The sequence below is a fragment of the Bdellovibrio bacteriovorus str. Tiberius genome, assembly GCF_000317895.1.
GTDB classification, from domain to species: Bacteria; Bdellovibrionota; Bdellovibrionia; order Bdellovibrionales; family Bdellovibrionaceae; genus Bdellovibrio; species Bdellovibrio bacteriovorus_F.
In genome coordinates this window covers 3,941,225-3,964,993 of record NC_019567.1, presented here as the reverse complement: position 1 = coordinate 3,964,993, position 23,769 = coordinate 3,941,225, and the positions used below count along the sequence as shown (strand labels likewise).

General features: G+C 50.6%; 20 protein-coding genes. 11 read left to right on the top strand and 9 right to left on the bottom strand.

Annotated features, from left to right (window positions below):
- Positions 1–142 precede the first annotated feature (142 nt).
- The 10 genes from BDT_RS18795 (at position 143) to BDT_RS18750 (ending at position 11,239) form a co-directional block, all read left to right on the top strand.
- Entirely contained in the window at positions 143–406 is a 264-nt protein-coding gene (locus BDT_RS18795) for an NADH-quinone oxidoreductase subunit A (protein WP_015092825.1), read from the top strand.
- Positions 407–415: 9 nt separating this feature from the next.
- Entirely contained in the window at positions 416–1,567 is a 1,152-nt protein-coding gene (locus BDT_RS18790; protein WP_235046199.1) for a complex I subunit 1/NuoH family protein, read from the top strand.
- A gap of 9 nt (positions 1,568–1,576) precedes the next feature.
- On the top strand, positions 1,577–2,113 hold the full coding sequence (locus BDT_RS18785) for an NADH-quinone oxidoreductase subunit J (protein ID WP_011166188.1): 537 nt from the start codon (positions 1,577–1,579) through the stop codon (positions 2,111–2,113).
- Complete coding sequence (nuoK, locus tag BDT_RS18780) at positions 2,103–2,426, top strand: NADH-quinone oxidoreductase subunit NuoK (protein WP_011166187.1); 324 nt, start codon at positions 2,103–2,105, stop codon at positions 2,424–2,426. Before BDT_RS18785 ends, nuoK begins: the two co-directional genes overlap by 11 nt.
- Positions 2,427–2,454: 28 nt before the next feature.
- Positions 2,455–4,368, top strand: a complete 1,914-nt coding sequence (gene nuoL / locus BDT_RS18775; RefSeq protein WP_015092823.1) for an NADH-quinone oxidoreductase subunit L — start codon at positions 2,455–2,457, stop codon at positions 4,366–4,368.
- 3 nt (positions 4,369–4,371) lie between these two features.
- Complete coding sequence (locus tag BDT_RS18770) at positions 4,372–5,925, top strand: complex I subunit 4 family protein (protein ID WP_015092822.1); 1,554 nt, start codon at positions 4,372–4,374, stop codon at positions 5,923–5,925.
- Entirely contained in the window at positions 5,925–7,385 is a 1,461-nt protein-coding gene (locus tag BDT_RS18765; protein ID WP_015092821.1) for an NADH-quinone oxidoreductase subunit N, read from the top strand. The genes BDT_RS18770 and BDT_RS18765 overlap by 1 nt, the downstream gene beginning before the upstream one ends.
- 128 nt (positions 7,386–7,513) lie before the next feature.
- A complete protein-coding gene (locus BDT_RS18760) occupies positions 7,514–8,428 on the top strand; it encodes an AAA family ATPase (protein WP_015092820.1) in 915 nt (304 codons plus the stop codon).
- Entirely contained in the window at positions 8,394–9,308 is a 915-nt protein-coding gene (locus tag BDT_RS18755; RefSeq protein ID WP_015092819.1) for a DUF58 domain-containing protein, read from the top strand. Before BDT_RS18760 ends, BDT_RS18755 begins: the two co-directional genes overlap by 35 nt.
- Positions 9,305–11,239, top strand: a complete 1,935-nt coding sequence (locus BDT_RS18750) for a transglutaminase family protein (protein ID WP_015092818.1) — start codon at positions 9,305–9,307, stop codon at positions 11,237–11,239. The genes BDT_RS18755 and BDT_RS18750 overlap by 4 nt, the downstream gene beginning before the upstream one ends.
- Here BDT_RS18750 and BDT_RS18745 read toward each other — a convergent pair.
- Positions 11,236–12,435: a patatin-like phospholipase family protein gene (locus BDT_RS18745; RefSeq protein WP_011166180.1), complete on the bottom strand. Its 1,200-nt coding sequence runs from the start codon at positions 12,433–12,435 to the stop codon at positions 11,236–11,238. The genes BDT_RS18750 and BDT_RS18745 overlap by 4 nt on opposite strands.
- Before the next feature lie 294 nt (positions 12,436–12,729).
- Between BDT_RS18745 and BDT_RS18740 the strand changes: the two genes are divergently transcribed.
- Positions 12,730–13,215, top strand: coding sequence for a hypothetical protein (locus tag BDT_RS18740; RefSeq protein ID WP_011166179.1), 486 nt, complete (start codon positions 12,730–12,732; stop codon positions 13,213–13,215).
- Between the two features lie 46 nt (positions 13,216–13,261).
- Here the strand turns inward: BDT_RS18740 and BDT_RS18735 are convergent, their stop codons facing one another.
- The 8 genes from BDT_RS18735 to BDT_RS18700 all read right to left on the bottom strand — a co-directional run bounded on the left by BDT_RS18735 (position 13,262) and on the right by BDT_RS18700 (position 23,765).
- Positions 13,262–14,341: a PulJ/GspJ family protein gene (locus tag BDT_RS18735; RefSeq protein ID WP_015092816.1), complete on the bottom strand. Its 1,080-nt coding sequence runs from the start codon at positions 14,339–14,341 to the stop codon at positions 13,262–13,264.
- The gene (locus BDT_RS18730) at positions 14,338–14,841 is read right to left on the bottom strand and encodes a PulJ/GspJ family protein (RefSeq protein WP_015092815.1); all 504 of its coding nucleotides are present in this window, start codon (positions 14,839–14,841) and stop codon (positions 14,338–14,340) included. Before BDT_RS18730 ends, BDT_RS18735 begins: the two co-directional genes overlap by 4 nt.
- On the bottom strand, positions 14,842–17,388 hold the full coding sequence (locus BDT_RS18725; RefSeq protein ID WP_015092814.1) for a hypothetical protein: 2,547 nt from the start codon (positions 17,386–17,388) through the stop codon (positions 14,842–14,844).
- Positions 17,389–17,574: 186 nt separating this feature from the next.
- Complete coding sequence (gene lon, locus BDT_RS18720; RefSeq protein ID WP_041578162.1) at positions 17,575–19,980, bottom strand: endopeptidase La; 2,406 nt, start codon at positions 19,978–19,980, stop codon at positions 17,575–17,577.
- A gap of 155 nt (positions 19,981–20,135) precedes the next feature.
- Positions 20,136–20,516 carry a TraR/DksA family transcriptional regulator gene (locus BDT_RS18715; protein WP_015092812.1) on the bottom strand — a complete coding sequence of 127 codons (381 nt, stop codon included), beginning with the start codon at positions 20,514–20,516 and terminating at the stop codon, positions 20,136–20,138.
- 92 nt (positions 20,517–20,608) lie between these two features.
- A complete protein-coding gene (locus BDT_RS18710) occupies positions 20,609–20,980 on the bottom strand; it encodes a TraR/DksA family transcriptional regulator (RefSeq protein ID WP_041578160.1) in 372 nt (123 codons plus the stop codon).
- A 107-nt stretch (positions 20,981–21,087) separates the two neighbouring features.
- The gene (locus BDT_RS18705) at positions 21,088–22,758 is read right to left on the bottom strand and encodes a penicillin-binding protein activator (RefSeq protein ID WP_015092809.1); all 1,671 of its coding nucleotides are present in this window, start codon (positions 22,756–22,758) and stop codon (positions 21,088–21,090) included.
- Positions 22,755–23,765, bottom strand: a complete 1,011-nt coding sequence (locus BDT_RS18700; RefSeq protein WP_015092808.1) for a DnaJ C-terminal domain-containing protein — start codon at positions 23,763–23,765, stop codon at positions 22,755–22,757. Before BDT_RS18700 ends, BDT_RS18705 begins: the two co-directional genes overlap by 4 nt.
- Between the last annotated feature and the right edge of the window lie 4 nt (positions 23,766–23,769).

Sequence of the window (23,769 nt, the reverse complement as noted above, 5' to 3'; positions counted from 1 at the left end):
AATCCAAATAATAACGACAACTTTGGAGGGACTAGTGCCACTCGGTGGAGTCATATTCATCGTCATTTTCATTGCTCTTTTTGGAGCCTTTTTAGTTTGGCTTGCTGCCAATATTACTGGGACAAAACCGGTATACAACCCTGTGAAGTACGAGCCTTACGAGTGCGGTATTCCTGGTATTGAGAAAAAGGAGACAAAGATTTCTGTTAAGTACTATCTGACAGCGATCCTGTTCATCCTTTTCGATATCGAGATTATCTTCATGTACCCTTGGGCGATTTCATTCCGTGAGTTCATCGCGACAGGCGGAGGCACATTTGTCTTCGTTTCCATGATGATCTTCATCGCGATCTTCATCTTCGGGCTGTTCTGGGAAGTTAAATCTAAAGCTTTGGAATGGGACTAAGCGATGGGAATGGGTAAAGATATTTTCGAAATAACCGTCAACGGTTTAAAACTGGTCGTCATCTTCCTGATGATGGTTCAGGCAGTGCCTATTTTGGTATGGCTTGAGCGCCGTGGTTCCGCCTTCATTCAGGATCGTCTGGGTCCGAACCGCGTGGGTCCTCTGGGTCTCGTGCAGCTTCTTGCCGATGCGGTGAAGTTCCTGAACAAGGAAAACTTCATGCCGCAAACGGCGAAGCCGTTCCTGTACTATGCGGCTCCGATCTTCGCGTTGATTCCGGGTGCAGTGGCTTTCTCTGCGATTCCGCTTTCTTCTCCGATTCAGGTAGGCACCTTTGAAATGTTCGGCTCCACTTGGGGTCCTTACACTTTCCTGGTTCAGGGCTATGATATCGGCGTGGGCATCGTGTTCATCCTGGGCGTCAGCTCATTGGCTGCTTACACATTGCTGATGGCGGGCTGGGGTTCCGGCAACAAGTACACCCTGATGGGTGCGCTTCGTGCTTCCGCACAAACGATTTCCTACGAACTGGCATTGGGTCTTTCCATTGTGGGTGTGATCATGCTTTATGGCACGTTCAACCTGACGGAAATGACACTGGCTCAGCAGGGTCCTTTGGCGTTCTCTTTCCTGGGTCACACAATCACCGCAAACTGGCTGCCAAACTGGGGTATTTTCTATCAACCAGTGGGGGCTTTGTTGTTCTTCTCGGCCGCGTTTGCGGAATCCAACCGTCTGCCATTTGACTTGGCGGAAGGTGAATCCGAGCTGGTGGGTGGTTTCCACACTGAGTACGGCGGTTTCAAATTCAACATGTTCTTCATCGGGGAATACGGTCACATGATGATCGCTTCCGGTCTGATGGTGCTGTTCTTCTTCGGTGGTTACACGATTCCTTACGTGTCTGTGGCTGAACTGAATGAATGGGCGGCGGGTGTTGCTTCCACAGCCGGCACGGCAAGTGCTTTGGTCGCGTTGATCCATTTCCTGGTGTTCAACATCAAGTTTGGTTTCTTCATGTGGGTCTTCATCTGGGTACGTTGGACTTTGCCTCGTTTCCGTTACGATCAGCTGATGGATCTGGGCTGGAAGACGATGCTTCCTTGGGCTTTGGCAAACACCATTATCACAGCCTTTGTGATCTACATCGCATCTTTGTAAGGAGTTAAAATGACAGCAGATGCATTTCTTTTCTGGTTTTTAGCGTTTGTCACTCTGGCTTCCGGCCTTAGTGTCATTTTGATGTCCAATCCGATCTATTCCGCTTTGTGCCTGGCGATGACCATGGTGGGAATCTCCGCCTTGTTCGTGACTCTGAATGCCTACTTTATCGCGGGCGTTCAGCTGATTGTTTACGCCGGTGCGGTCATGGTTTTGTTCACGATGGTGATCATGCTCTTCGACTTGAAAAAAGACGTTCAGGCCTTCACTCGTGGCAAGTTCACGGGTGTGGTTAAAATCGCCTCTGTCGGCCTGTTTGCAGGCTTGGTCGTGGGTGCTATCGCCATGTCGGTGAATCTGATGGGTGAAAAAACCACAGACAATCCGGTGCTGGTGGGTACAGGCATGGAATCAACCAAAGCTTTGGGACAGATCTTGTTCACCAAATACATCTTCGGATTTGAGGCTTTGGGCGTTCTTCTTCTGGTAATTGCAGTGGGTGCCGTTGCTTTGGCGCGCAGTAAAGGTGGAACACATGAACACTGAGTTCATCAATAATATCGGCCTGACTCATTACTTGGTTCTGGCTGCACTTTTGTTTGTTATGGGTATGGCGGGCGTTCTTCTTCGCCGTAACGTGATCGTTCTTTTGATGTCCATCGAGTTGATGCTGAACTCTGTGAATCTGACTTTCGTGGCTTTCAGTAAATACCTGGGCCTGCTGGATGGTCACATCATGGTGTTCTTCGTTATGACTATCGCGGCTGCGGAAGCGGCAGTGGGTCTGGCGCTGGCAGTATCCATCTTTAAACGATTCAACGAAGTGAACATCCGCTTCTTTGAGCATTTGAAAGGATAGGGGATAAGCTGTGAATCATTCTCTATTAATGGCAGTCCTGATTCTGGCTCCTTTTGTTGGTTTCCTGATCAACGGTGTCAGATATAAAAAACACTCTGGAAATGTGGCTGGCTCCATCGCAACGGTTGCGGTGGCGATCTCTTTCATCTCCGCGATCCTTTTGGTTGTGGACCTGGTTTCCATGCCCGCTGAAGCCCGCCGTATCGCGGTGAGCTTCTTCGAATGGATGGCGATTGATAAATTCAAGGTCAACGCCGGTTTCGTAGTCGATCAAATCAGCGCCATCATGATCCTGGTGATCACGGGTGTTGGTACTTTGATCCACTTGTTCTCTATCGGTTACATGCACCACGATAAAGGTGTGGCGAAATACTTCGCTTACCTGAACCTGTTCATCTTCAACATGTTGTTGCTTGTATTGGGTGACAGCTTGCTGGTGATGTTCGTGGGTTGGGAAGGTGTCGGTCTTTGCTCTTACCTGTTGATCGGTTTCTGGTTCACTGACAAAGAAAAAGCGGCGGCAGGTATGAAAGCCTTCATCACCAATCGTATTGGTGACGCGGCCTTCTTGCTGGGTATGTTCGTTTTGTTCATCACCTTCGGCACTTTGAACTTCTCTGAACTGAATGCACTGGCTCCAACAGTGGCTGAATCCTCCTGGTTGGGGGCTTTGACTCTGGGTACGATGTTCCTGTTCATCGGGGCGACTGGTAAATCCGCACAGATTCCTTTGTACGTTTGGCTTCCAGACGCGATGGCCGGTCCAACACCGGTTTCCGCCCTGATCCACGCGGCGACAATGGTGACTGCCGGTGTGTACATGATCGTTCGTCTGAATCCTTTGTTCATCATGGCTCCGAACACAATGATGGTTATTGCGATCATCGGTGCGGCGACCGCGGTGTTTGCAGCGACTATCGGTATCACTCAAAACGACATCAAAAAAGTTCTGGCATATTCGACGGTATCTCAGCTGGGTTATATGTTCCTGGCAGCCGGTGTGGGTGCGTTTGGCGCAGCGATGTTCCACTTGATGACTCACGCGTTCTTCAAAGCCCTGATGTTCCTGGGCTCTGGTTCTGTGATTCACGGAATGCACGAAGAACAGGACATCCGCAAAATGGGTGGTCTTAAAAAGTACATGCCAATCACGCACATCACTTTCCTGATGGGCTGGCTGGCGATCATCGGAACTCCGCTGTTCTCCGGTTTCTTCTCCAAGGATGAAATTCTGGCTTACGCATTCCATTCTCCACTGGGTTCTCCGATCCTTTGGGCGGCGGGTGTGCTGGGCGCGACTTTGACGGCGTTCTATATGACTCGTTTGATGGCGCTGACCTTCTGGGGTAAAAGCCGTGTTTCTGACGATGTTCATCCGCACGAATCTTCCGCGATCATGACGATTCCACTGATCATCCTGGCGATCCTTTCCGTGTTCGCGGGCTGGATTGGCGTTCCTCATGTTATCGGTGAACACCTGGGTCACATGCCGAACTTCTGGGAGCACTGGTTGCACCCGTTGATTTCTCCGATCCCGGGCTGGACAGCAATTGATCACACAACTGAATGGGTTCTGATGGGCTGTTCAGTGGGTCTGGCGACTGTTTCTGCGATTGTGGCTTATCAGTTCTATGTGAAGTCTCCAGAGACTCCGAAGAAAATCGCTGAAAGCATTAAGCCGGTTTACAACACGGTTTACAACAAGTACTTCGTGGACGAAGCCTACTTTGGTTTCATCATCAATCCGCTGGTTTCTTTGAGTAAAAACACCTGGTACTACATCGACGTGAATTTCATCGACAAGATGACGTTCTGGGCTGGTGATCTTGTGCGTGGCATGGGTTCCTTCGCCCGCTCGGTTCAGACCGGAAATATGCAACAATACGCGATGTACATTGGCATCGGCGTGGTTGTGGCCCTTTCATTTGTGATCATGAGGTAATGTATGATCCTGAGTAGCATTGTTTTCCTACCTCTTTTATTCGCGCTGTTAGTTGCGATCTGGCCTAAGGCGAACACCGTTCGCCACCTGGCTTTGGGTCTTTCCGTGATTGAATTCATCGTGAGCCTTTCCCTGTTCAAAAGCTTCGACGCTTCCGCGACGGGCCTGCAGATGGTGGAAAAGTTCATGTGGATTGAACGCTTCGGCATCCAGTACTTCATGGGTATTGACGGGATTTCTTTGTGGCTGGTTCTGCTGACCACGTTCCTGACCCCGATCATTATCCTGGCAAGCTGGACATCCATCACTGAGCGTGTAAAAGGCTTCCACATCTGCCTGTTCATTCTGCAAACTGCGATGCTGGGCACTTTCCTGGCAATGGATGCGGTTTTCTTCTATGTGTTCTGGGAACTTTCTCTGGTTCCGATGTACTTCATGGTCGGTATCTGGGGTGGCGCTCGCCGTATCTACGCAACAGTGAAATTCTTCATCTACACGATGGCGGGTTCTGTGCTGATGCTGGTAGCGATCATCTATATGATGTACCTGACTCAGGAAGCGACCGGGCAGATGAGTGCAAGCTTGCTTGATTTCTATCAGCTGCAGATTCCGTTTGTGGGCGGCACGTTCTTCAGTTTGCAAACGTTGTTGTTCTTTGCCTTTGCATTGGCTTTCGCGATCAAGGTTCCGGCGTTCCCGGTTCACACTTGGTTGCCGGATGCCCACGTTGAAGCTCCGACTCCGGGTTCTGTGATCCTGGCGGGTGTGATGCTGAAAATGGGTACTTACGGTTTCATGCGCTGGGTGATTCCTTTGTTCCCGGAGGCTTCTGAATACTGGGCTTGGTTGTTCATGCTGATCGGTACTGTGGGCATCATCTATGGTGCTTTGGTGGCGATGGTTCAGCCAGATGTAAAGAAACTAGTGGCGTACTCTTCCGTATCCCACATGGGTTACATCCTTCTGGGTCTGTTTGCGTTCAACGCTTACGGCATGGGTGGTGGTTTGTACCAGATGCTGAATCACGGTATTTCTACCGGGGCGCTGTTCATCCTGATTGGTATGATCTACGAAAGAACGCATTCTCGTGAAATCTCCAAATACGGCGGTTTGGCGGGTGTGTTGCCAATCTTCACGATCTTCTTCTTTATCATCACTTTGTCCTCGATCGCGGTTCCAATGACCAACGGTTTCGTGGGCGAGTTCTTCATCCTTCTGGGCACTTACCAGTCTCATCCGGTCTTTGCTTACTTCGCAGTTTCCGGCGTGGTTCTGGGTGCGGTGTACATGCTGTGGATGTTTAAACGTGTGTTCTTCGGCGAGCAGGGTGAACTGGTTAAAGACGAGCATCATCCGCTGCATGACCTGAATGCGCGTGAAATCACGGTTCTGGTTCCATTGGTGATCATGGTGTTCTGGATGGGTCTGTTCCCGAATCATTTCCTGAACTTCTCTAAAGCCAGCATCGATCACCTGGTGAACAACAGAAGCAATTATAATCTGACGATTGTTCAGCCGGGCGCCTCTGAAGTTATGCACGCGCAAGGGGGTAACTAATGAATATCAATGTTGGTCTTAGCGACGTTCTGTTGATCTCTCCGATGATCGCGTTGTTCCTGGCAAGTCTTCTGCCAATCACGATGAAGGTTCTTCGTGGCAACCGCGAACAACATGCCCTGATCACTTTGGGTCAGGCTTTGACGGGTATCGTGGCGGCAGTTGTGCTGTTGGTGGTCTTTGGCGGCTCTGACAAAACTGCTTTCAATAACGGTCTGATCTTCGACGGTGTCACGCAGTGGATGGGTATCATTGCCCTGGCTGGTGCGGGTGCCGCGATGGTGATGATGTACGAAAATCCGGCGACAACCGGCAAGCAGTTCTCTGAACTGATCTTCCTGGCGATGAGTTCTGCGGTGGGGATGTTGATCCTGGTTTCCGCGGTGGATCTGTTGATGGTCTTCATCGGTCTGGAAATGATGTCTTTGGCGCTGTACCTGATGATCGCCATGAGCCACGAGGAAAAACTTTCCAAAGAAGCGGCTTTGAAATACTTCATCCTGGGTTCTTTTGCTTCGGCATTGTTCCTGTACGGGGTGGCTTTCATCTTCGGTTCTACTGGTGGCACAAACATCCTGAGCTTCATGGACAACGCTGCTGAACTTGTTCAGACCAGCCGTCTGTTCCTGTTTGGTGTGACTTTCGTGATCCTGGGCTTCTGCTTCAAGGTTTCGATTGCTCCATTCCACGCTTGGACTCCGGACGTTTACCAGGGGGCGCCGACTCCGCACACAGCCTTCATGGCAACGGCGGTGAAAACAGTTTCCTTCGCGGCTTTCTTGCGTATTATTGCAACGAAGTCTTTGACGGGTTCTGATCAGCTGTTTGATATCCTTCAGTGGATGGCTGTTATCACCATGATCGTGGGTAATGCCGCGGCTATCATGCAGAATAACTTCAAACGCATGATCGCTTATTCCTCTGTGGCTCACTCCGGTTACCTGATGGTGGGTTTGATCACGGCGGGTGTCAGCGATAACGGCGCGTTTGGTGCGTCGGGCGTGATCTTCTATCTGCTGGCTTACGGTTTGATGACGATCGGTGCATTTGCGATTGCGGCGATGCTGGAAAAATCTGAAAACCACATTGTGAATATTGATGATCTTGCTGGTTTTGCGAAACAACGTCCGATGCTGGCGCTGTGTTTGACGGTGTTCCTGCTTTCTTTGGCGGGTATCCCACCAACACTGGGTTTCTTCGGTAAGTTCTACATGTTCAACGCGGCTATCGGTGAAGGCCTTCTGTGGCTGGCTATCTGGGGTATGTTGAACTCTGTGATCGGTGTTTACTACTACCTGCGCCCTATCGTTGTGATGTACATGAAAGAAGGAAACGCGGAAATCGCGGGTCATTCTTTGAATGCAACAACAGTGACTGCAGTGGTTATGGCTCTTGCCATTGTTTTGATGGGCTTTGTATCTGGTCCCATCTTCTCTGCTGTCGAAAAAAGTCTGTTGTAGGACTTTCGCCTTGTGAACAAGGCGGGATCTTAAAATAAGACATAATTAAAGCCTCGGTGAACCCGGGGCTTTTTTATTTTCCAAAAAAGGGTTGGTCACTGCCGCGGCGGCCTTTATCCTATCAGTCTATGAACACCAAGTTTCACGATCTGATTTCTGAAGCCTCGAAAGTTGTCCTGGATAAGAATGTGGAAATCCGTCTGGCCATGACCTGTCTGCTGGCCGGTGGACATCTGCTGATCGAAGATCTTCCGGGTGTGGGTAAAACCACTCTGGTGCAAGTGCTGGGTAAACTGACCGGCTTAAAAACCCGCCGCATTCAATTCACCATTGATCTGCTGCCTGCCGATGCGATCGGTGGTCAGGTGTTTCATCCGCAAGAACAGAAATTTGTGTTTCATCCGGGGCCTTTGTTTTCCCAGATGGTGATGGCCGATGAATTAAACCGGGCAAGCCCCCGCACCCAAAGTGCGCTGTTGCAGGCGATGGAAGAAGGTGAAGTGTCCGTCGACGGCACCACGTGGCCTTTGCCAAAACCATTCTATGTAATTGCCACCCAGAATCCGCATCAGCAAACCGGCACCTTCCCGCTGCCGGAAAGTCAGCTGGATCGTTTCCTGATGAGCTTGGAACTGCATCACGCTTCCAAAGAAACCGAAGTGCGTCTGCTGCAAGGGGAAGATCCGCGCGGAAGACTGCAGAAAATTTCTGCATTGTTCAGTGATGGCGAAATTGAAACGGCTTTGTCTTCAGTGCAAACCGTGACCGTGTCGCCGGTGGTGGCCGGATACATTGCCGAGATCTTAGAGCGTTCCCGCCGTGCGGGATTTGAAGGGGCTCCACTTTCCACCCGCGCCGGCATGGCTTTGGTGCGGGCCGCGAAAGCGTGGGCGTTCTTAGAGGGACGTGACTATGTTCGTCCCGATGATGTTCAACAGGTTCTGGTTCCGGTACTAGGACACCGACTGGGAGGAAATCATGGCATCAAACGAGGTCGTGAGTGGGCCCATGCCCTTCAAAAAGCGACTCCAGTCCCTGTTTAAGAAAAAGAAAAGAACCTATATTATGCCATCCGGATTCGGCATGGCGTTTGGGGCCATGGCCCTGACGCTGTTCTTTTTGGCGGTGGGGTATGCGAACAATCTGATTTATATTTTCGTGTTCTTTCTGATCTCGGTCGCATTCACCGGGATTCTTCTGACCAATAAAAACATGGATGTCGTGCAGGTCGAGGGACTTGAAAACGAAGAGCTTTTTTCAGGTGAAGAAGGACTGCTGCGAATTTCATTGGAAAACCCATCCGTGACTCCGGCCTGGGATGTGGAAGCAGTGTTGGGTAAAGATAAAAACACCCTTCGTAAAACTTCAATCAAGCCGTTGTCCCACGGGGATCTGCAAATTCCCTATCGCCCCGGCAAACGAGGCTGGGTGAAACTTCCGCGCATCACTTTACAAAGCAGTTATCCCTTTGGACTTTTACGGGCGTGGAAATACATGACCTCTCAGGATTCCGTGTTGGTGTATCCGGCACGTTTGGGTGAAAAACAATTCCCCACCGATGCGGTGGCCGGAGAAGGGCAGCAGGCCACGGGTTTATTTCGTGATCATCGCCGTTTTCAAAGCGCGGATTCACTCAGTCGTATCGACTGGCGCGCCAGTGCGCGCCGGCAGGATCTGCTGGTGAAAAATTATGAAGAGCCTGAAAAACCCGCTTTGCATTTCAACTGGGAGCAGACGGAAAACCTGTCGGACGGTGAGGCCCGCATCAGTCAGTTGTGCCTGTGGGTGGATGAAGCTGAACGACAGGGCTTTCAGTATTCATTAAGTATCGGTCCGCAAGAGATCAAACAAAACAAGGGCCCGCATCACCGTGAAGAGTGTCTGATGTTGCTGGCGCTTGCGCAGACCGAGGCCTTGTCATGAAAAGGCAGTTCTTCGCCCAAACCTCCCTGGCATTTTCATTTATCACCGCAATGGTGATGGTGGGGCTGGAAGTGTCCCCGTGGGTGGCGTTGTTTTCGCTGGGCCTTTTGGTCTGGAAGTGGGGAGTTGAAAAACTTCACTGGAAAAATCTTTCGCGCAAAGTGACGGGCGGATTAAGTGTGCTTTTGCTGGCGCAGATTCTGGTGCAGTACCGGACACTGATCGGTCAGGATCCTTCGTACACATTCCTGCTGGGTCTTTCCGCCTTGCGGGTGATGGATTATGAAAACGAACGGGATCATCGTTTCCTGGTGCTTTTGGGTTTTGTTCTGATCTCCATCAAGGCTTTATTCAGTCTGGATATCTATTGGATCATTCCTTCGGGCCTGGCGTTTGCGGGTCTTTGGTATTCACTGTTGTCGCCGGAGCTTCCACAGCGTGGAAAGATTTTATTAAAGGTCTTTGCGCTCTCAGTTCCGGGTGCGGTGGTGTTGTTTTTTGCGTTTCCCAGATTCGTGCTTCCGTGGGCGATGTCGCGGGGTGAAGCCACGGGGCAGATTGGCTTTAGTGAAGAATTAAATCCCGGACGGGTGGCCGAACTTGCGGGCGTGGCCAACATGGTGTTTCGTGCGAAGCTTTCTGATTTGCCGATAAATTCGAGCCAGGAACTTTACTGGCGCGGATCGGTGCTGGTGAATTCCCGGGGTTTAAGCTGGCGACCGGGAATGCTCGGGGTCAAACCGCGCAGTGAGGCTGAAAATGATAAACCCGCTGACAGGCACTATGAAGTCGCGCTGGAACCCCATGCGAATACTTTCTTGTTCGTGCTTGAGGGCACCGAACAGGTGCAGCTTGAAATTGGAAATTCATTTTCACTGAACGCTTCGGTGTTTCGCAGTGCCAGACCTTTGATGACCACCACCGTGTATCGTGGGCGCTGGAATGAAAGCTTCACCGATCGCCAGATTCCGGATGAAGAGTATCTTAAAATTCCGGAGCTGCGCGGGCAGGTGGCCGACTGGGTGACCACCACCAAAGAAAAGCACCCAACACCGGCGGCAAGGATTGAAGCCTTGCAGGCGTTTTATCAGGGAAATGATTTTACTTATACTTTGAATCCCGGTGCCTATGGTGGCGCGAATGAACTTGAATCATTTTTGTTTTATCGAAAACGCGGTTTTTGTGAACACTTTGCCGGCAGTTACGCGACCCTTGCCAGGGCTTTGGGGATTCCGGCCCGGGTGATCGTGGGTTATCAGGGTGGCAGATATAATCCGATGGGGGAGTTCTGGCGGGTCAGTCAGCGCGATGCCCACGCCTGGGTTGAAATTTTCAACAACGGCCGCTGGCAGCGGGTGGATCCCACTCAATGGGTGGCGCCGTTACGTTTGGTGATCGGAGCCGAAGATTTCTTCAATCTGTCCGAAGAAGACCAAAAGGTCTTTGCCCGGGATATCCAATGGCGCCCAAAAACGGGCGATGGCATCACGTTGTGGGACCGCGTGGGTTTTTTGATGGATGATCTGAACTATCGATGGACCTACTTCCTGGTCGACTTCGATCGCACTTCACAAAAAAGCTTCTGGCAAAGCCTGACTGATTTGAAGTTGCAGCTGGTGGTGGGTTTGATCTTCGTGGTGGTCCTGTGTGTTCTGATTTTCCGCAGTCTTTTCAGAAACAAAGGTTTACTGAGCGAAGAACAAGTTCTGTATCACGCGGTTTTAAGCTGGGGTAAAAAACAGGAAACTTTCCCGCAAGACGCCGAAACCCCGTTGCAGTATCTGGATCGTTTGGGGAAAGAGCATCCTTCGAAGAAAGTCATCTTAAGCAAGGTCAGTGACTACTATGACCGGAAGGCTTACGCGAAAAAGGATCTTTCCGGGGAAGGATCCAAGATCTTGGCTGAATGGAAAGAGGCCAGCCGGAATTAAATATCGTGCTGGCGAAGGGCATTGATCCCGGACTTGAAACCGATGCGCACGATGCGCGCCAGGATTTCCGGATTCAAGCTGAAGTGATCAACAAAGAACATCTCATAGTTCTGTGGGCGTGGAGCCACATAGATGTAATCCACTTCCGGACGATAGTTCACACGATTCCTAATGATTTCAAGGATCTTGTCCCGGTGTTCGCCGGGCAAGTTTTGCTGCTTGAAGTAACCATCGACCGCATTGTAGATACCGCGGATGTCGTTTTTATACTGGATATGACGGGTGATCTTTTGCTGCACCACCTGGTAAAGCGCCTGATTGGCAATCAGCGGAATACCATAGTCATGAAGCGAGCCCATCTCTTTGGTGTAGTGATAAGGCTGAATGGAATATGAGGAAATCACCAGATCAGCGCCATAGTCCGCCGCCACGTGGGTGGAAAGCGTGTCGCGAATCTCGCCATCATAATAGAAGATCTCTTTACCGTCCGGGCGTTTGATTCCGTACGGGGAAAACACCGGAGGCAAAGCCGTCGAACAAGCCACCGCATCACTGATGGTCGCATAGTTGATGTACTTGGTGGTGTCGGTTTTGAATGATTCGGGGAAATTCCCGAAGATGGCCTTACGGGTGTGGTTCAGCTGGGTTCCGATGATGAAAAGCTCAACCCCCAAACGGGCAAAGTCATTGTCGACCAGAACTTCTTTGCGCAGGTAGTTTTCGATCCCTTTGGTTGAAAATAGACCGTTTAGCTTCAGGCCGTTTTTTAAAATGGATTCAAGGCCCCCGGTGACCAGGGCTTTTTCCATGATCGAACGCGGGATGAACTTCATCAGGCCGGAAGAGTTTAAGTTAAACAGGCTGCGGTAAGAAATCGGCTTTAAATAACGAAGGTCGGATTTATCAAACGTGGGATCAGAGCCCGAACCGACTTGGAAAGCGTTGATCAAAGATTCCACTGGATAACCAGCGGCAAGAACCGAAGCGACAAACGCCCCGGCGCTGGACCCGACATAAAGACGGATCGTCATCGGGTCGTCGGACCCGAAGTTCTGACGCACCATCTCTTTGGTGCCGCCGGCAAATTTGAATCCCTTTTCTTGAAGGGCCAAGCAAACCCCGATGTGGAAGGCGGCGGCTTTGATGCCTCCACCACTTAAAACCAGGGCCACTTTCTTTTTATCTCTAATACGCATATGGTTAATTTAAATTATCGAGTCTTTGGTCAAAAGGAGCAAAGAATTCTTTTATTCTACCAGAAATCCATGACTTAGGGTTGCGTAGTCAGACTTTGGTCCAGTGAATAGGCAATGATTAACCAGATCAAGGTCCTGAATTTAGTTGAATTTGAGTAAGTGTTCACACAAAATTTGACAGACTGAAGTCCTGTGATAATGTTGACTACGCAAGCTGAGTAAGGATACCACCTATCCCAAAGGCGAGCTACTGAAGCTTCGGCGCCACCGAGGCAGAAAGTATAAGAGGATTTAATGAACGTTGAGAGCTACGGTTCTTGGTTACCGCTAACGGACTACTCTACTAAATACAAAATTAGTGTGAGTACCCTCCGCCGACGAATCAAAGCCGACGACATTAAATTCCGCTTTGAAGACGGCAAGTACTTCATCATGGACGAACCGATGGGTACCCATCAAAGAGTACATCGCCCCTCCCAAGAAAGCGACCTGGCTTTGGTGGGTGCTCATCAAGGAATGATGAAAGGTTATGAAATGGCCACTTCAAAGGACGAAACAAAGACCGCAGACCTTGCCGACAAAGTGGTAAAGGTGAAAAATGATGAGCCCATCCTGACAGCGGCCAACAAGCTGCTGAATGAGCTCAAAAAGGCCTACACCCAAATCCTTCATGAAAAAGAGGAGCAAATCCTCCATCTGAAGGAAGAAGTGACGGACCTGAAGACTCTTGTTCGTGTTCTTGAATCCGAAAATGACCGTCTAAAAGGTTTTAAACAATAAAAAAGGGCTGAGTGATCAGCCCTTTTTCTTTTTTCAGATGCCTTAATTACTGGCAACTGAGCGGTCGTTTTAAATTCAAATTCTGGGAAAAGACTGTGCGCTGGCGGCTGATGTTGGTTTTGATATCCCCGACGGTCTGGCCCTGGTTCCTTTTCATATAACTTTCTGAGGCGTCCAGTTTCAGATCAAAGAGCACCGTATTAAAGCAGACATTGTTAGCCGCATTAAGCATGTCCGGGATGAAATTCGCCGGTTCCACCCGCAGGCCGGACTTGGTGGCCAAGTATCCGATCTTGAATGAATTGATGGTGAAGTCCACGTGCGGGTTTTGTAAAAGCACGGTTTCAGCCCGGGTGTTTTCATCAAGTTTGATCAGACTGCGATCGCTCTTTCGCAAACACAGATAATAAGTGTTGGACGAATACACTTCCGTCCCGGTGATAAAGACCGAGGTTTTCGGAGTGATGCTGCTGCCGTTGGCCGTGGGCGGGGATTTTAAAATCACGCTCACATAATCAAACTTGATGGGATTTCCGGCCGAGTCAATCCGTGACTGGTCATCGTAAGGATCCAGGGTCGCACCCAAACGCATGGTGTGGGTGGACACCTTGTAGCGGCGGATGTACCGGCGATCGGCATCGACCAGAACAATCTCACGCGGCGACTTGGAGGTGCCGAACATGGAACTGGTGGTGGCATCGGCGGTTAAGCGCAGTTCATGGGAGCTGCCGGTTTTATTCACGTCCGCCAGTTCAGACCAGGCGCGAAGCACACGTTCAGAACGCTGCTTTCGATCTAAAGTGGTGTAGCGGATGACCGAACCCGTGGCATCGTTCAGGCACACCGAAGGTTCAAGCCCGGGAGTCAGGGAGGTCAGTCCGAAATAGGCAATGCTGGAAGCCGAAGTCAGATTTTCCACCGGATCAAAACGAATGACGTTGCGGATGTCGCCCTCGGCATTTTTTAAGGCCATCGACATTTCAAGCTGTCCGCCGGACCATACCTCCAGATTGCGCTGTTCAGAAAAGAAATTGTGAATCAGATAGGTCACAATCCCGATGACCATCGTGGAAATACTAACGGCCAGCAGAAGCTCCATGACGGAGAAGCCTGAATTTTTCTTCATCGTTTAAACAGAGTCACCTGATTGTGAATCAGGCGGGCTCCGGCTCCGCTGGAATATCCGCGCACATGCAGGGTCACTTTTTTAAGAGTGTTGGAATATTTGGGAAGCTTCAGGGACGGCGAACTGAAATCCGCATTGATGCTGGTGGCGGGTTCTACCTCCCACACCACCTGAATGGTGTCTTTGGACGGTTCCGCAAGACCACACAGCGGCGGGCTTCCGGCCTGAGTCACTTCGCTTTGAAATTCAGTCTGGTAATTATACGTGCGCACGATGCAATTTCCCGGCAGGGGAATGTCCGTGACCGCGCGTCCTTTAAGTTCGATGGCGTTGTTGGTCAGAATCTCTTTTAAAACAATCGATCGATCCACTTCGGATTTGTGCGTGCGATTGGAAAGAGTCAGCTGCATCAGTACGGTCAAGCTGATCAGGGAAATGGCGATGGCGACCAGAACTTCAACAAGAGTCATACCGGAGTTGTTCAGAGGTTTCATGTTCATTTATTGTCGGGTCTCCAGAATAGGCTGGTCAATCCCGATGATAGAGCCCAGGTTGCGGTAATCCACAGGTGGATCAGCATGAACAAAGATGTAGCGTCCGTTGTTCACCGACGGCTGAGTGCCGTAATAATCCGGCTGACTGGAATAAGCAGCTTCTCGGTGAGTCAGGTTGGCGACAAGACAGGGCGTTCCTGCAGCCATGGGATTGTAATAAGCAGAGCTGGTCCACTGCATGTTTTTATGGGCCAGAGAAAACTGCGTTCCATAGTTTCCGCGCGTGTCGGTCACGGTGTGAAGAGGAGTGTTCAAGTTTCTTTTCCCCGATGGAACAAAATCATCAAACGTCGTGTACATGCGAATGCCGGTGAAAACCAGATCGGATTCCTCGCGAGTGGCATTAAGACCCGCGCCCCGCTGAACCCAGAAGATCGCAGGATAGTAGGATCTTGGGAAACGATCCGTAACACCATTATAGTATCTTGAACCCAGCGGCGGAATCGGAGAATTCGGCGCTGAATGATAAGGGGGGATATTGGCCGTCGTTAAAATGTCGTTCCCCGGAACCGGAGTCAAAGTGTGCCCCGCCATGGAAACCATGCACAGATTGGAAGGGAACTGACTGTCGGTGGAATCAGGCCCGCTCCACAGACCCCGCATCACAAACGGATTTGAGGTGTCGATATTGGCATTGGTGATCAGACTGACATTTTCCATGCGGAAGGTGCGATACCCATAGCGGAAGCCGTCGTTTTCCTGGCGGATATAATCCGTATAATTGTGCAATACAGGCCGAATCTGTCCACTGACGACGGGCCAGTATCCCTGCAAATAGTTATAGGTGGCTGGAACGTATTGGGGACTTAGCAAGTGCACGCGTTCTGGCGACAGTAAAACCATTGGCAGCGGCTCTTTGCCGGCGTTCGTGGCATCGGCATTAAAGACGACTTCACGCAGTCGTCCTGGATCTGTATCCAGTGGTGAGGTGTTGTCCTGCTGATATCCGCGCAAAGCCAGAGTGTCTTCGGAAACAACCCACAAAGAAAAATTCTTTCTTGCCGCATTGGCTGAAAGGGAACCCAGCATCAGACCTTGTGCGGCTGTCTGGCGAATCTCGGTGGGAACTTTGGTGTAAACCACACGACGAAGCAGGCGTTCTTTCAAGGCCGGATTGGTCAGCTGGCCCGGATTGAAATTATTCAGAGCCAAAGAATTCATGTCGATGGTCGAAACCTGCCCACAGACGTTGGATCCGGAACTGGTGGCGTATTTTTTCTGAAACTCCAGATCCCAGATATCGCAATCCTGATAAGGACTGGTGGGGGCGCTGATGACGGTGCCGCAGGCTTGTGCGTCTTCTTCGAGCGCTTCCATGTTATCCCAGTTCAAACTTGGTGAAGGAATCTCTTCTGCATCCGCGGTGAAAAGAGTCCCTTCAAGTCCTGCATCCTGGCGCCACTTTGCAAAGCCGCGCGGGAAGTGCTCAGAGTGTGAACAGATTTTTTTAGTCGTGCCAGCATCGGATCTGGAAATACAGGTGGCATCGATGCGAATACCAAAGCCGTTGGCGCCGCCCCAGGCATAGTTAAAGATGCTGTAGCGATCCGGATTGTTAAAGTAAGTCCCGGAATCTGTCGCAGACCATGATTGCAGGGGAGGTGTCCCGCCAAACAGGGCAATCGGATAAACTTCATTGGCCACCGAGGCCTTGCTAAGCGGGCCTGGAGTAGCGTCGATCACTTGCTGTTTTAAGGTCTGCGCCTTGCTGTAATCACGGGTGACCACAACGGAAGAGGCACCAAACTGCGAATGGTGTGTACCGGGAGTCCCCAGGTCAGCCGCATAAGGAGCCAGCAGCGTTTCGATATTGTTGCCGACGGGATTTGGTTTGGGGATACTGTACTGAATGTAGTGCATGCCGCCGCCAAACTGAATGCGGTCCCCTTGAATGATCGTACCCCATTCGCCCGGCCATCCTGCCGGTGAGCCGCTCCAGTTCATGTGACTGTTCGGTCGGTGGATATTTCCACCAAACTGCAAAGGGCCCTTGGTATAGATACGGCGATCGCGCGCAATCAGGGCGGTTGGATATTTCTCATTATACAAACGACGCAAGGTCATCGTGTTTGGGGAGTTTGAGAACAGTAGATAATCTGACACATCCAGAATCTTGATGCGTTTGATATAGAACGCTTTCAGATCGCGGTACTGACCTTCCGAGATCAGTTCATAGTTCTTGGTGGTGAAATTGTACTTGGCGGAAACTTTCCATTTCATGCCCCCGGCAAGTTCGCCTTCGACATTGAAGTCCTCTGACTTCAGGCAGGCGTTGTCCGGTGGCGGTTCCCACATGCGTCTTTGCAAGGCTGCTTCCATCACAGAAAAAGCGGACGTTGTGACTTCGTTTAAAAGCACCTGATCGTAATCTTTGGTTTTATAGTCGTAGTTGCGTTTGTGAATATCAGCCGAACTCAGGACGAAGATAGTCCCAATAGCACACAATACAGTTACGAACAGGAGGGTGCTTTGACCCAGGCGGTTGAATGTCATTGCTAACAGGGTATGACTGTTAGTTGTTTAGCACAAGCCACGGGGGTTGTTTCTGGTCTTGTCGTGATAAAAAGTGTGTCATCACGAGACACATTCACGAGTGTGATTCCAAATAGACAGAAGGCCGGGTTTACCGGCCTTCTGATGTAACATCACATTTTAGGGAGGGGCGATGTCACTTGCGGATTACGCCGCAAGCGTTTTGGTCTTCTTTGGATCTTTCTTCGCGACAGGTTTTTTCTCCTGACCCTTAGCCGACTTGTCGAAGGCTACTGCGAAGACTTCATCCAGATTCTCTGCAAGGATGAAGTTGATCTTGTCCTTGAACACTTTAGGGATATCAGCAAGATCCTTTTGGCAAGCCATCGGGATGATGATGTTTGTAATACCCAGGTTCAAAGCGGCAAGACACTTTTCACGGATACCGCCGACTGGCAGTACACGTCCTTGCAAGGTCACTTCACCAGTCATCGCGATATCGTGACGAACCGGAGTGCCAGTCATCAAACTCACAAGAGCGGTCGTGAGAGTGATACCTGCAGATGGACCGTCTTTCGGGATCGCACCCGCTGGCAAGTGCACATGCACATCGTACTTATCAAAGAAGTCTTCTGGGATGCCCAGTTCTTCCTGGTGAGCACGAGCGTAAGACATTGCTGCGTGAGCGGACTCTTTCATCACGTCGCCAAGCTGGCCCGTCAATGCAAGATGTCCTTTACCTTTCATTTTCAAAGCTTCGATAGTAAGAACTTCACCACCAGCTTGTGTCCAGGCAAGACCTTGTACCACACCCACTTGAGAGTCATGGAACTTGTCATCACGCTGGAAGCGTGGAGGACCCAGAAGCTCTGGAACTGTTGTGGCATTTACTTCCACAAATTTTGCCTCTTCCATCACCACCATCTTAGCCACTTTACGGCAGACGGAACCCACTTCACGCTCCAGGTTACGAAGACCCGCTTCGCGAGTGTAGCCTGCGATCAGGTATTTGATACCTTCATCAGTGAAGCTGATATTTTCTTCAGTGATACCGTTGGCTTCGATCTGTCTCTTGATCAGATGTTTTTTCGTGATCAACAGTTTGTCATTCTCGGTGTAACCAGGAATGTTCAGGATCTCCATACGGTCACGCAAAGCTGGTGGGATATTTTCCAACACGTTGGCTGTTGCGATGAACAACACATTTGAAAGGTCGAAGTCGACATTCAGATAGTTGTCACGGAAAGTTGCGTTCTGTTCCGGATCCAGCACTTCCAGCATTGCTGCAGAAGGGTCACCACGGAAGTCAGAACCCAATTTGTCAATTTCATCCAGTACGATCACCGGATTGCTTGTTTTTGCCTGACGAAGAGCCTGGATGATTTTACCCGGCATCGCGCCCACATAAGTGCGGCGGTGACCACGGATTTCCGCTTCATCCTTCACGCCGCCCAGAGCGATACGGAAGTATTCACGGCCCATCGCACGAGCGATGGATTTACCCAGGGATGTTTTACCCACACCCGGAGGACCGCCGAAGCACAGGATTGGCCCTTTCAGATTTGGTTTCAGCTTGCGAACCGCAAGGAATTCCATGATGCGGTCTTTGGCTTTTTCCAGTTCATAGTGATCTTCATCCAGAATTTCTTTGGAACGTTTAAGATCAATATGGTCTTCAGATTTTTTGCTCCATGGAAGATCCGCCATCCAGTCAAGGTATGTGCGAACCATTGTGGCTTCAGATGCATCCGGGTGCATACGCTCCAGACGGCCCAGTTGTTTCAGGGCTTCTGTTTCCACATGAGTCGGCATGCCGGCGTTCACCAGCTTTTCACGCAACTCATCCATTTCTTCTGATTTGGAGTCGCCTTCTCCAAGCTCATTCTTTATAGCCTTCATCTGCTCGCGCAGGAAGTATTCGCGCTGGGATTTGGACATGTCGTCCTTGGCGCCCGTGCGAGTTTTGGATTGAGTCTGCATCACTTCAAGTTCAGCAGCCAGAATCTCGTTAACCAGTTTCAGTCTTTCTGTAGCATCAGAAGTTTCCAGAACCTTCTGTGCGTCATCAACCTTGATACCCAGGTTGGAAGCGATAAGGTCAGCAATGCGACCTGGATCAGAAACATCATCCAATACCAGCAGGATGTCCGGAGAAAGAGGGCGGCCCAGAGCGATGATGCGCTCGATGTGCTCTTTCGCGGTTCTGATCAAAGCTTCGTTTTCAACAACGGTTTTTTGAACCGGAGTTTCTTCGATCTTTTCAACAGCCACTTCAAAGGAAGGGGAAGTTTTGGTGAAGTTTTTCACGCGGCCTTTTGCGACACCCTGGATAAGGATTTTCACGCGACCGTCGGAAAGTTTTCTCATTCTCATGATCATCGCCACTGTACCAACAGTGTAGATGTTGTCCGGAGATGGATTTTCTTCAGTGATGTCTTTCTGGGAAGCCAGGAAGATCAGGCGATTTTTTGCCAAAGCTTCTTCAACTGAGCGGATCGAAGCGTCTCTGCCTACGAACAAAGGAATGATCATGTAGGGGAATACTACGATGTCTCTCACAGGTAGCATGGGAAGGGTCTGTGGGATTTCTAGGACTTTATCGTCAAAACTCATACCGCTCCTCCGCGTAAAATGCGGGAATTTATGTTTCTGGTATGAGTCTTCTCGGTGTGAGACAGTTTTTTCTAAACTGCAATTGAGGATAAATTTAAAAAATTGGACTGACATCCATGTCAGCGGACCTCATCCAATGAGTTTAAATATGAATGTTATTGGAAGAGGCCAGTCTGGCTTTCTTGTTCTTCCATGCAGTCAATACAAAGGGCTGTGAAAGGTCGTGCTTGCAGGCGGCGTGCATTGATGATTTCCGTGCAGGATTCGCACTGGCCGTATGTCCCGTCAGCAATTTTCCCCAAAGCTCTTTCGATCGCGTACAAAGCTGTACGGTCACGTTCGTGCAGATGAATGGAAATATTATTGGAGATATCCTGAGAAGCGGCTTCCGCCTCGTCCGCAACCGCAGCCATGCTGGATTGTTCCTCTTTAAATTCATGTGATTTATTGAGGATCGTGCCCTTTTGGAAGAGCAAGGATTCTTTTAGATTTTGCAGTTCAGTCTCTGTCAACTCTGTGAGTTCGGTTGCGTTCATCTCACCCCCCGATATGATGATCCTTGGCCGAAAATTGATCGCATATTACGGGGGAATGATTATCTGTCACTAAAAATGCACAGCGTGATTATTTATCGCGCAAACTTACGACTTACCGCTTCTCGCATCTCAGCGCCTTCGATGGACAGACGAGTCCACGGAATTGCCAGCAACCTTTCAGATTCGATAGCTTCCTCAGTCTCTTCGCAGATACCGAATGTGCCTTGCTCGATACGTGCCAGGGCCATCTCGATCTCGACCAGTTGATTTCTCATGCGTGCTTGGGATATCAAAAAAGAATGTTCTTCGATGTGGGCGACAGATTGATCTGCTTCGTCACCGCCACGCTCCGCATGGACCAGTTCGCGCTGGGCTGTTCTGAAACGATTCAAAACATCCTGTTTCGCGGTTAGAAGTTTTCTTCTGCACTCCATCACTAAGTTTTCAGAAATACGACTTGTCATAACAACCCCCTTCTAAAGATTTGCGACTTTCTTGGTCGCTGGTGTTCCTAAGACAGGGCACCGCAAGAAGGGGGTTAAAAAATCGTCATTAAATTAACTTATAGATACTATTTGCGGACTTTAAGGGGAATTACTTCGCCTTTTTCAATAGTTAGGGCGGTCACCGGGCGCTCGATTTCGCGCTCAGCATTAATACTGAGGTTTCCTAGCGATCCTGGGAACTTATTTAGCTGCCCCAGTTTCTGCACCAATTCCTCACGGGAGCTGGCTCCGGCGGCAATCAGCTGACGCAGGATCAGACCAGCATCATAAGCCTGGATTTCAATCAGGGAAGGCGGTTCATTGTACAGGCTGCGGTATTCGTTCACAAAACGCGAACGATCCTGATTCGCCGGAGTCATGCTGTCGACGAAGATCAGATTCTGCGAAAAATTCCCGGCACGTTTGGCGATGTCTTTGGTGTTCCAAAGATTGGTTCCCAAAAGCTTCACGCCGCGCACATCATTATAAGACAGCATCGCCGAGATCTGTCCCATCGCACGGGCCGAGTCGGGGATAAAGATCGCATCAAAGTCCGTGATCGGTGGCAGCACGTTTTCAAGATTGCTCTGGCGAACCGAGTGTTTTTTTCCAGAGGTCTGAAGCTCTTTCAAACGCATGTTGAATTCATCCTGACGGGCTTCACCGAAGTAAGTTCCCACCAGACGCTGCACCACCAGACGGAAGTCTGTTTCTTTCACCGAATAGGTCTGAACCGCAGTGATCTCACCACCACGGGCCAAAACTTCATCCCAGAAGATGTTGGTGAATTCAATACCGTACGGATCGTTCGGGTAAAGCACCGCGAACTTTTTCATGCCCATGTCTTCCATGGCGGTGCGAACCAGGGCGCGCACCTGCATACCGCTGGTCAGAGAGTTTCTGAACACTGTGGGGCCCACTTCGGTCAAACCGGAACGCTGGGAAAGGGCGATGGTCGGCACACCCAGTTCGTCAGACTTTGCCGCAACTGCCGGAGCGGTCTTTGAAAGCAAGCTTCCCACGATGGCAATGACGTTGTCTTCTTTCACCAGACGTTCGACACCGCGACGGGCGGAATCAGGATTGCCTTCACTGTCCATCACGGCCAACTGGAAGCCAGAGCCCGGAATATGCAGCCCCAAGCCCATTTCAAGGCCACGCAGGGCACGCTGTCCCACCGGGGCGTTACGGCCGCTTAAAGGCAGCACCACGCCGACAGTCTGGGATTTCACGTTTCTCGCGGAATCCAGCTGCAGGATGATTTCCTGGGCTCGCAGCGCAAGATCGCTGCCCGGAACAAATTCCGTCACGGAGTTAAAGTATTTTTTAGCGTCAGAGGTGTCTTTTTTATCCAAAGAAATTTCACCCAGACGGAACATCGCATGTCCGCGCAGGAAACCAAAATCAGATTCATCGGCAACGTCTTCCAGCTGATCTTCGTTGAGTTTGTTCTCTACAATGTCGATGGCCTTCAGACGGTAAGATTCCTGATCGGCCTTGCTGGGCGCTTGCACAGCCTGGTTCACCAGGGATTTCAGTTGTCCCAGCACATCCGTTGATGGTGCGCCTGGAACACTCAAGGTTTCACTTTCAATCTGCTCAGGAGGTTTACCCGTGGTAAGGCCGCCTACGGCTTTTGGCTTTTTTCCGGTGGCGGCAGTGGTCGCCGCAGGTTTCATCGGAGCGCGTTTGGTGGCTACTGTCGTACAGGAAGCCAGAAGACCGGCCGTCAGCAAGAGTGAAAAGTAGGGTTTCATTTACGCGTCCTCATCAGTTGTGCGACTTTATCCTGGAAGGCCTTCACCAAAGGACTTGTGTCCGTGGTCTTGGCAAGTTCTTCCACCAGTTCTTTTTGTTTGTTGCTTAGACTGCTTGGAGTGTCCACCAGAACGCGCACAAGCATGTCACCGGATCCGAAGCCACCCAGTTTCGGGAAGCCTTTGCCCTTCAGACGGAAAGTCTGCCCAGAGTGTGTTCCCGGAGGAATACGGATCATGGCTTTTCCCGTCAGGGTCGGAACTTCGATGTTGGTTCCCAAAATCGCATCGGTGTAAACAATCGGAAGATCCAATGTCACATCGTTTTCGTTTCGTTTGAACAGCGGGTGTTCCTGAATGTTGATAATCACATACAGGTCTCCGGCAGCCGCGCCACCGGAAGCATCACCTTCGCCAGCCAGTTTCAGGCGCTGGCCTTCTTTCACGCCAGCAGGAACATTCACGGATAATTTTGCCGGCTCTTCACGGCCGCCGCGCTGGCGCATGAAGCTAATGACTTTTTCGCTGCCTAAAGCGGATTCTTCAAAAGAGATATTCAGGGTGTAGCGCAGATCCGTGCCCTTGCTGGGACGACGGGCGCGCGCACCACCGGCACCGGCACCCGGGCCGCGGGCATTGCCGAAGATCTCGCCAAAGACATCACCGAAGATGTCCTGGAACGGATCACCACCGGCACCAGCTCCAGCACCGCCGGCTCCGGCGCCACCAAAGCCGCCGAATCCACCAGCACCACCGAACGGGCCGCCAGCTCCGCCAAAGCCCTGGGCTCCGGCGTGACCGAACTGGTCGTACATTTCGCGTTTTTTGGTATCACTCAAGACTTCGTAGGCCTCGGTGATTTCCTTGAATTTTTCCTCGGCCTTTTTATCACCGGGATTTTTATCCGGGTGATACTGCATAGCCAGCTTGCGATAAGATTTTTTGATCTCATCGGCAGTGGCAGAGCGGGAAACATTCAAAAGGGAGTAAAAATCTTTTTTAGACAAGCAG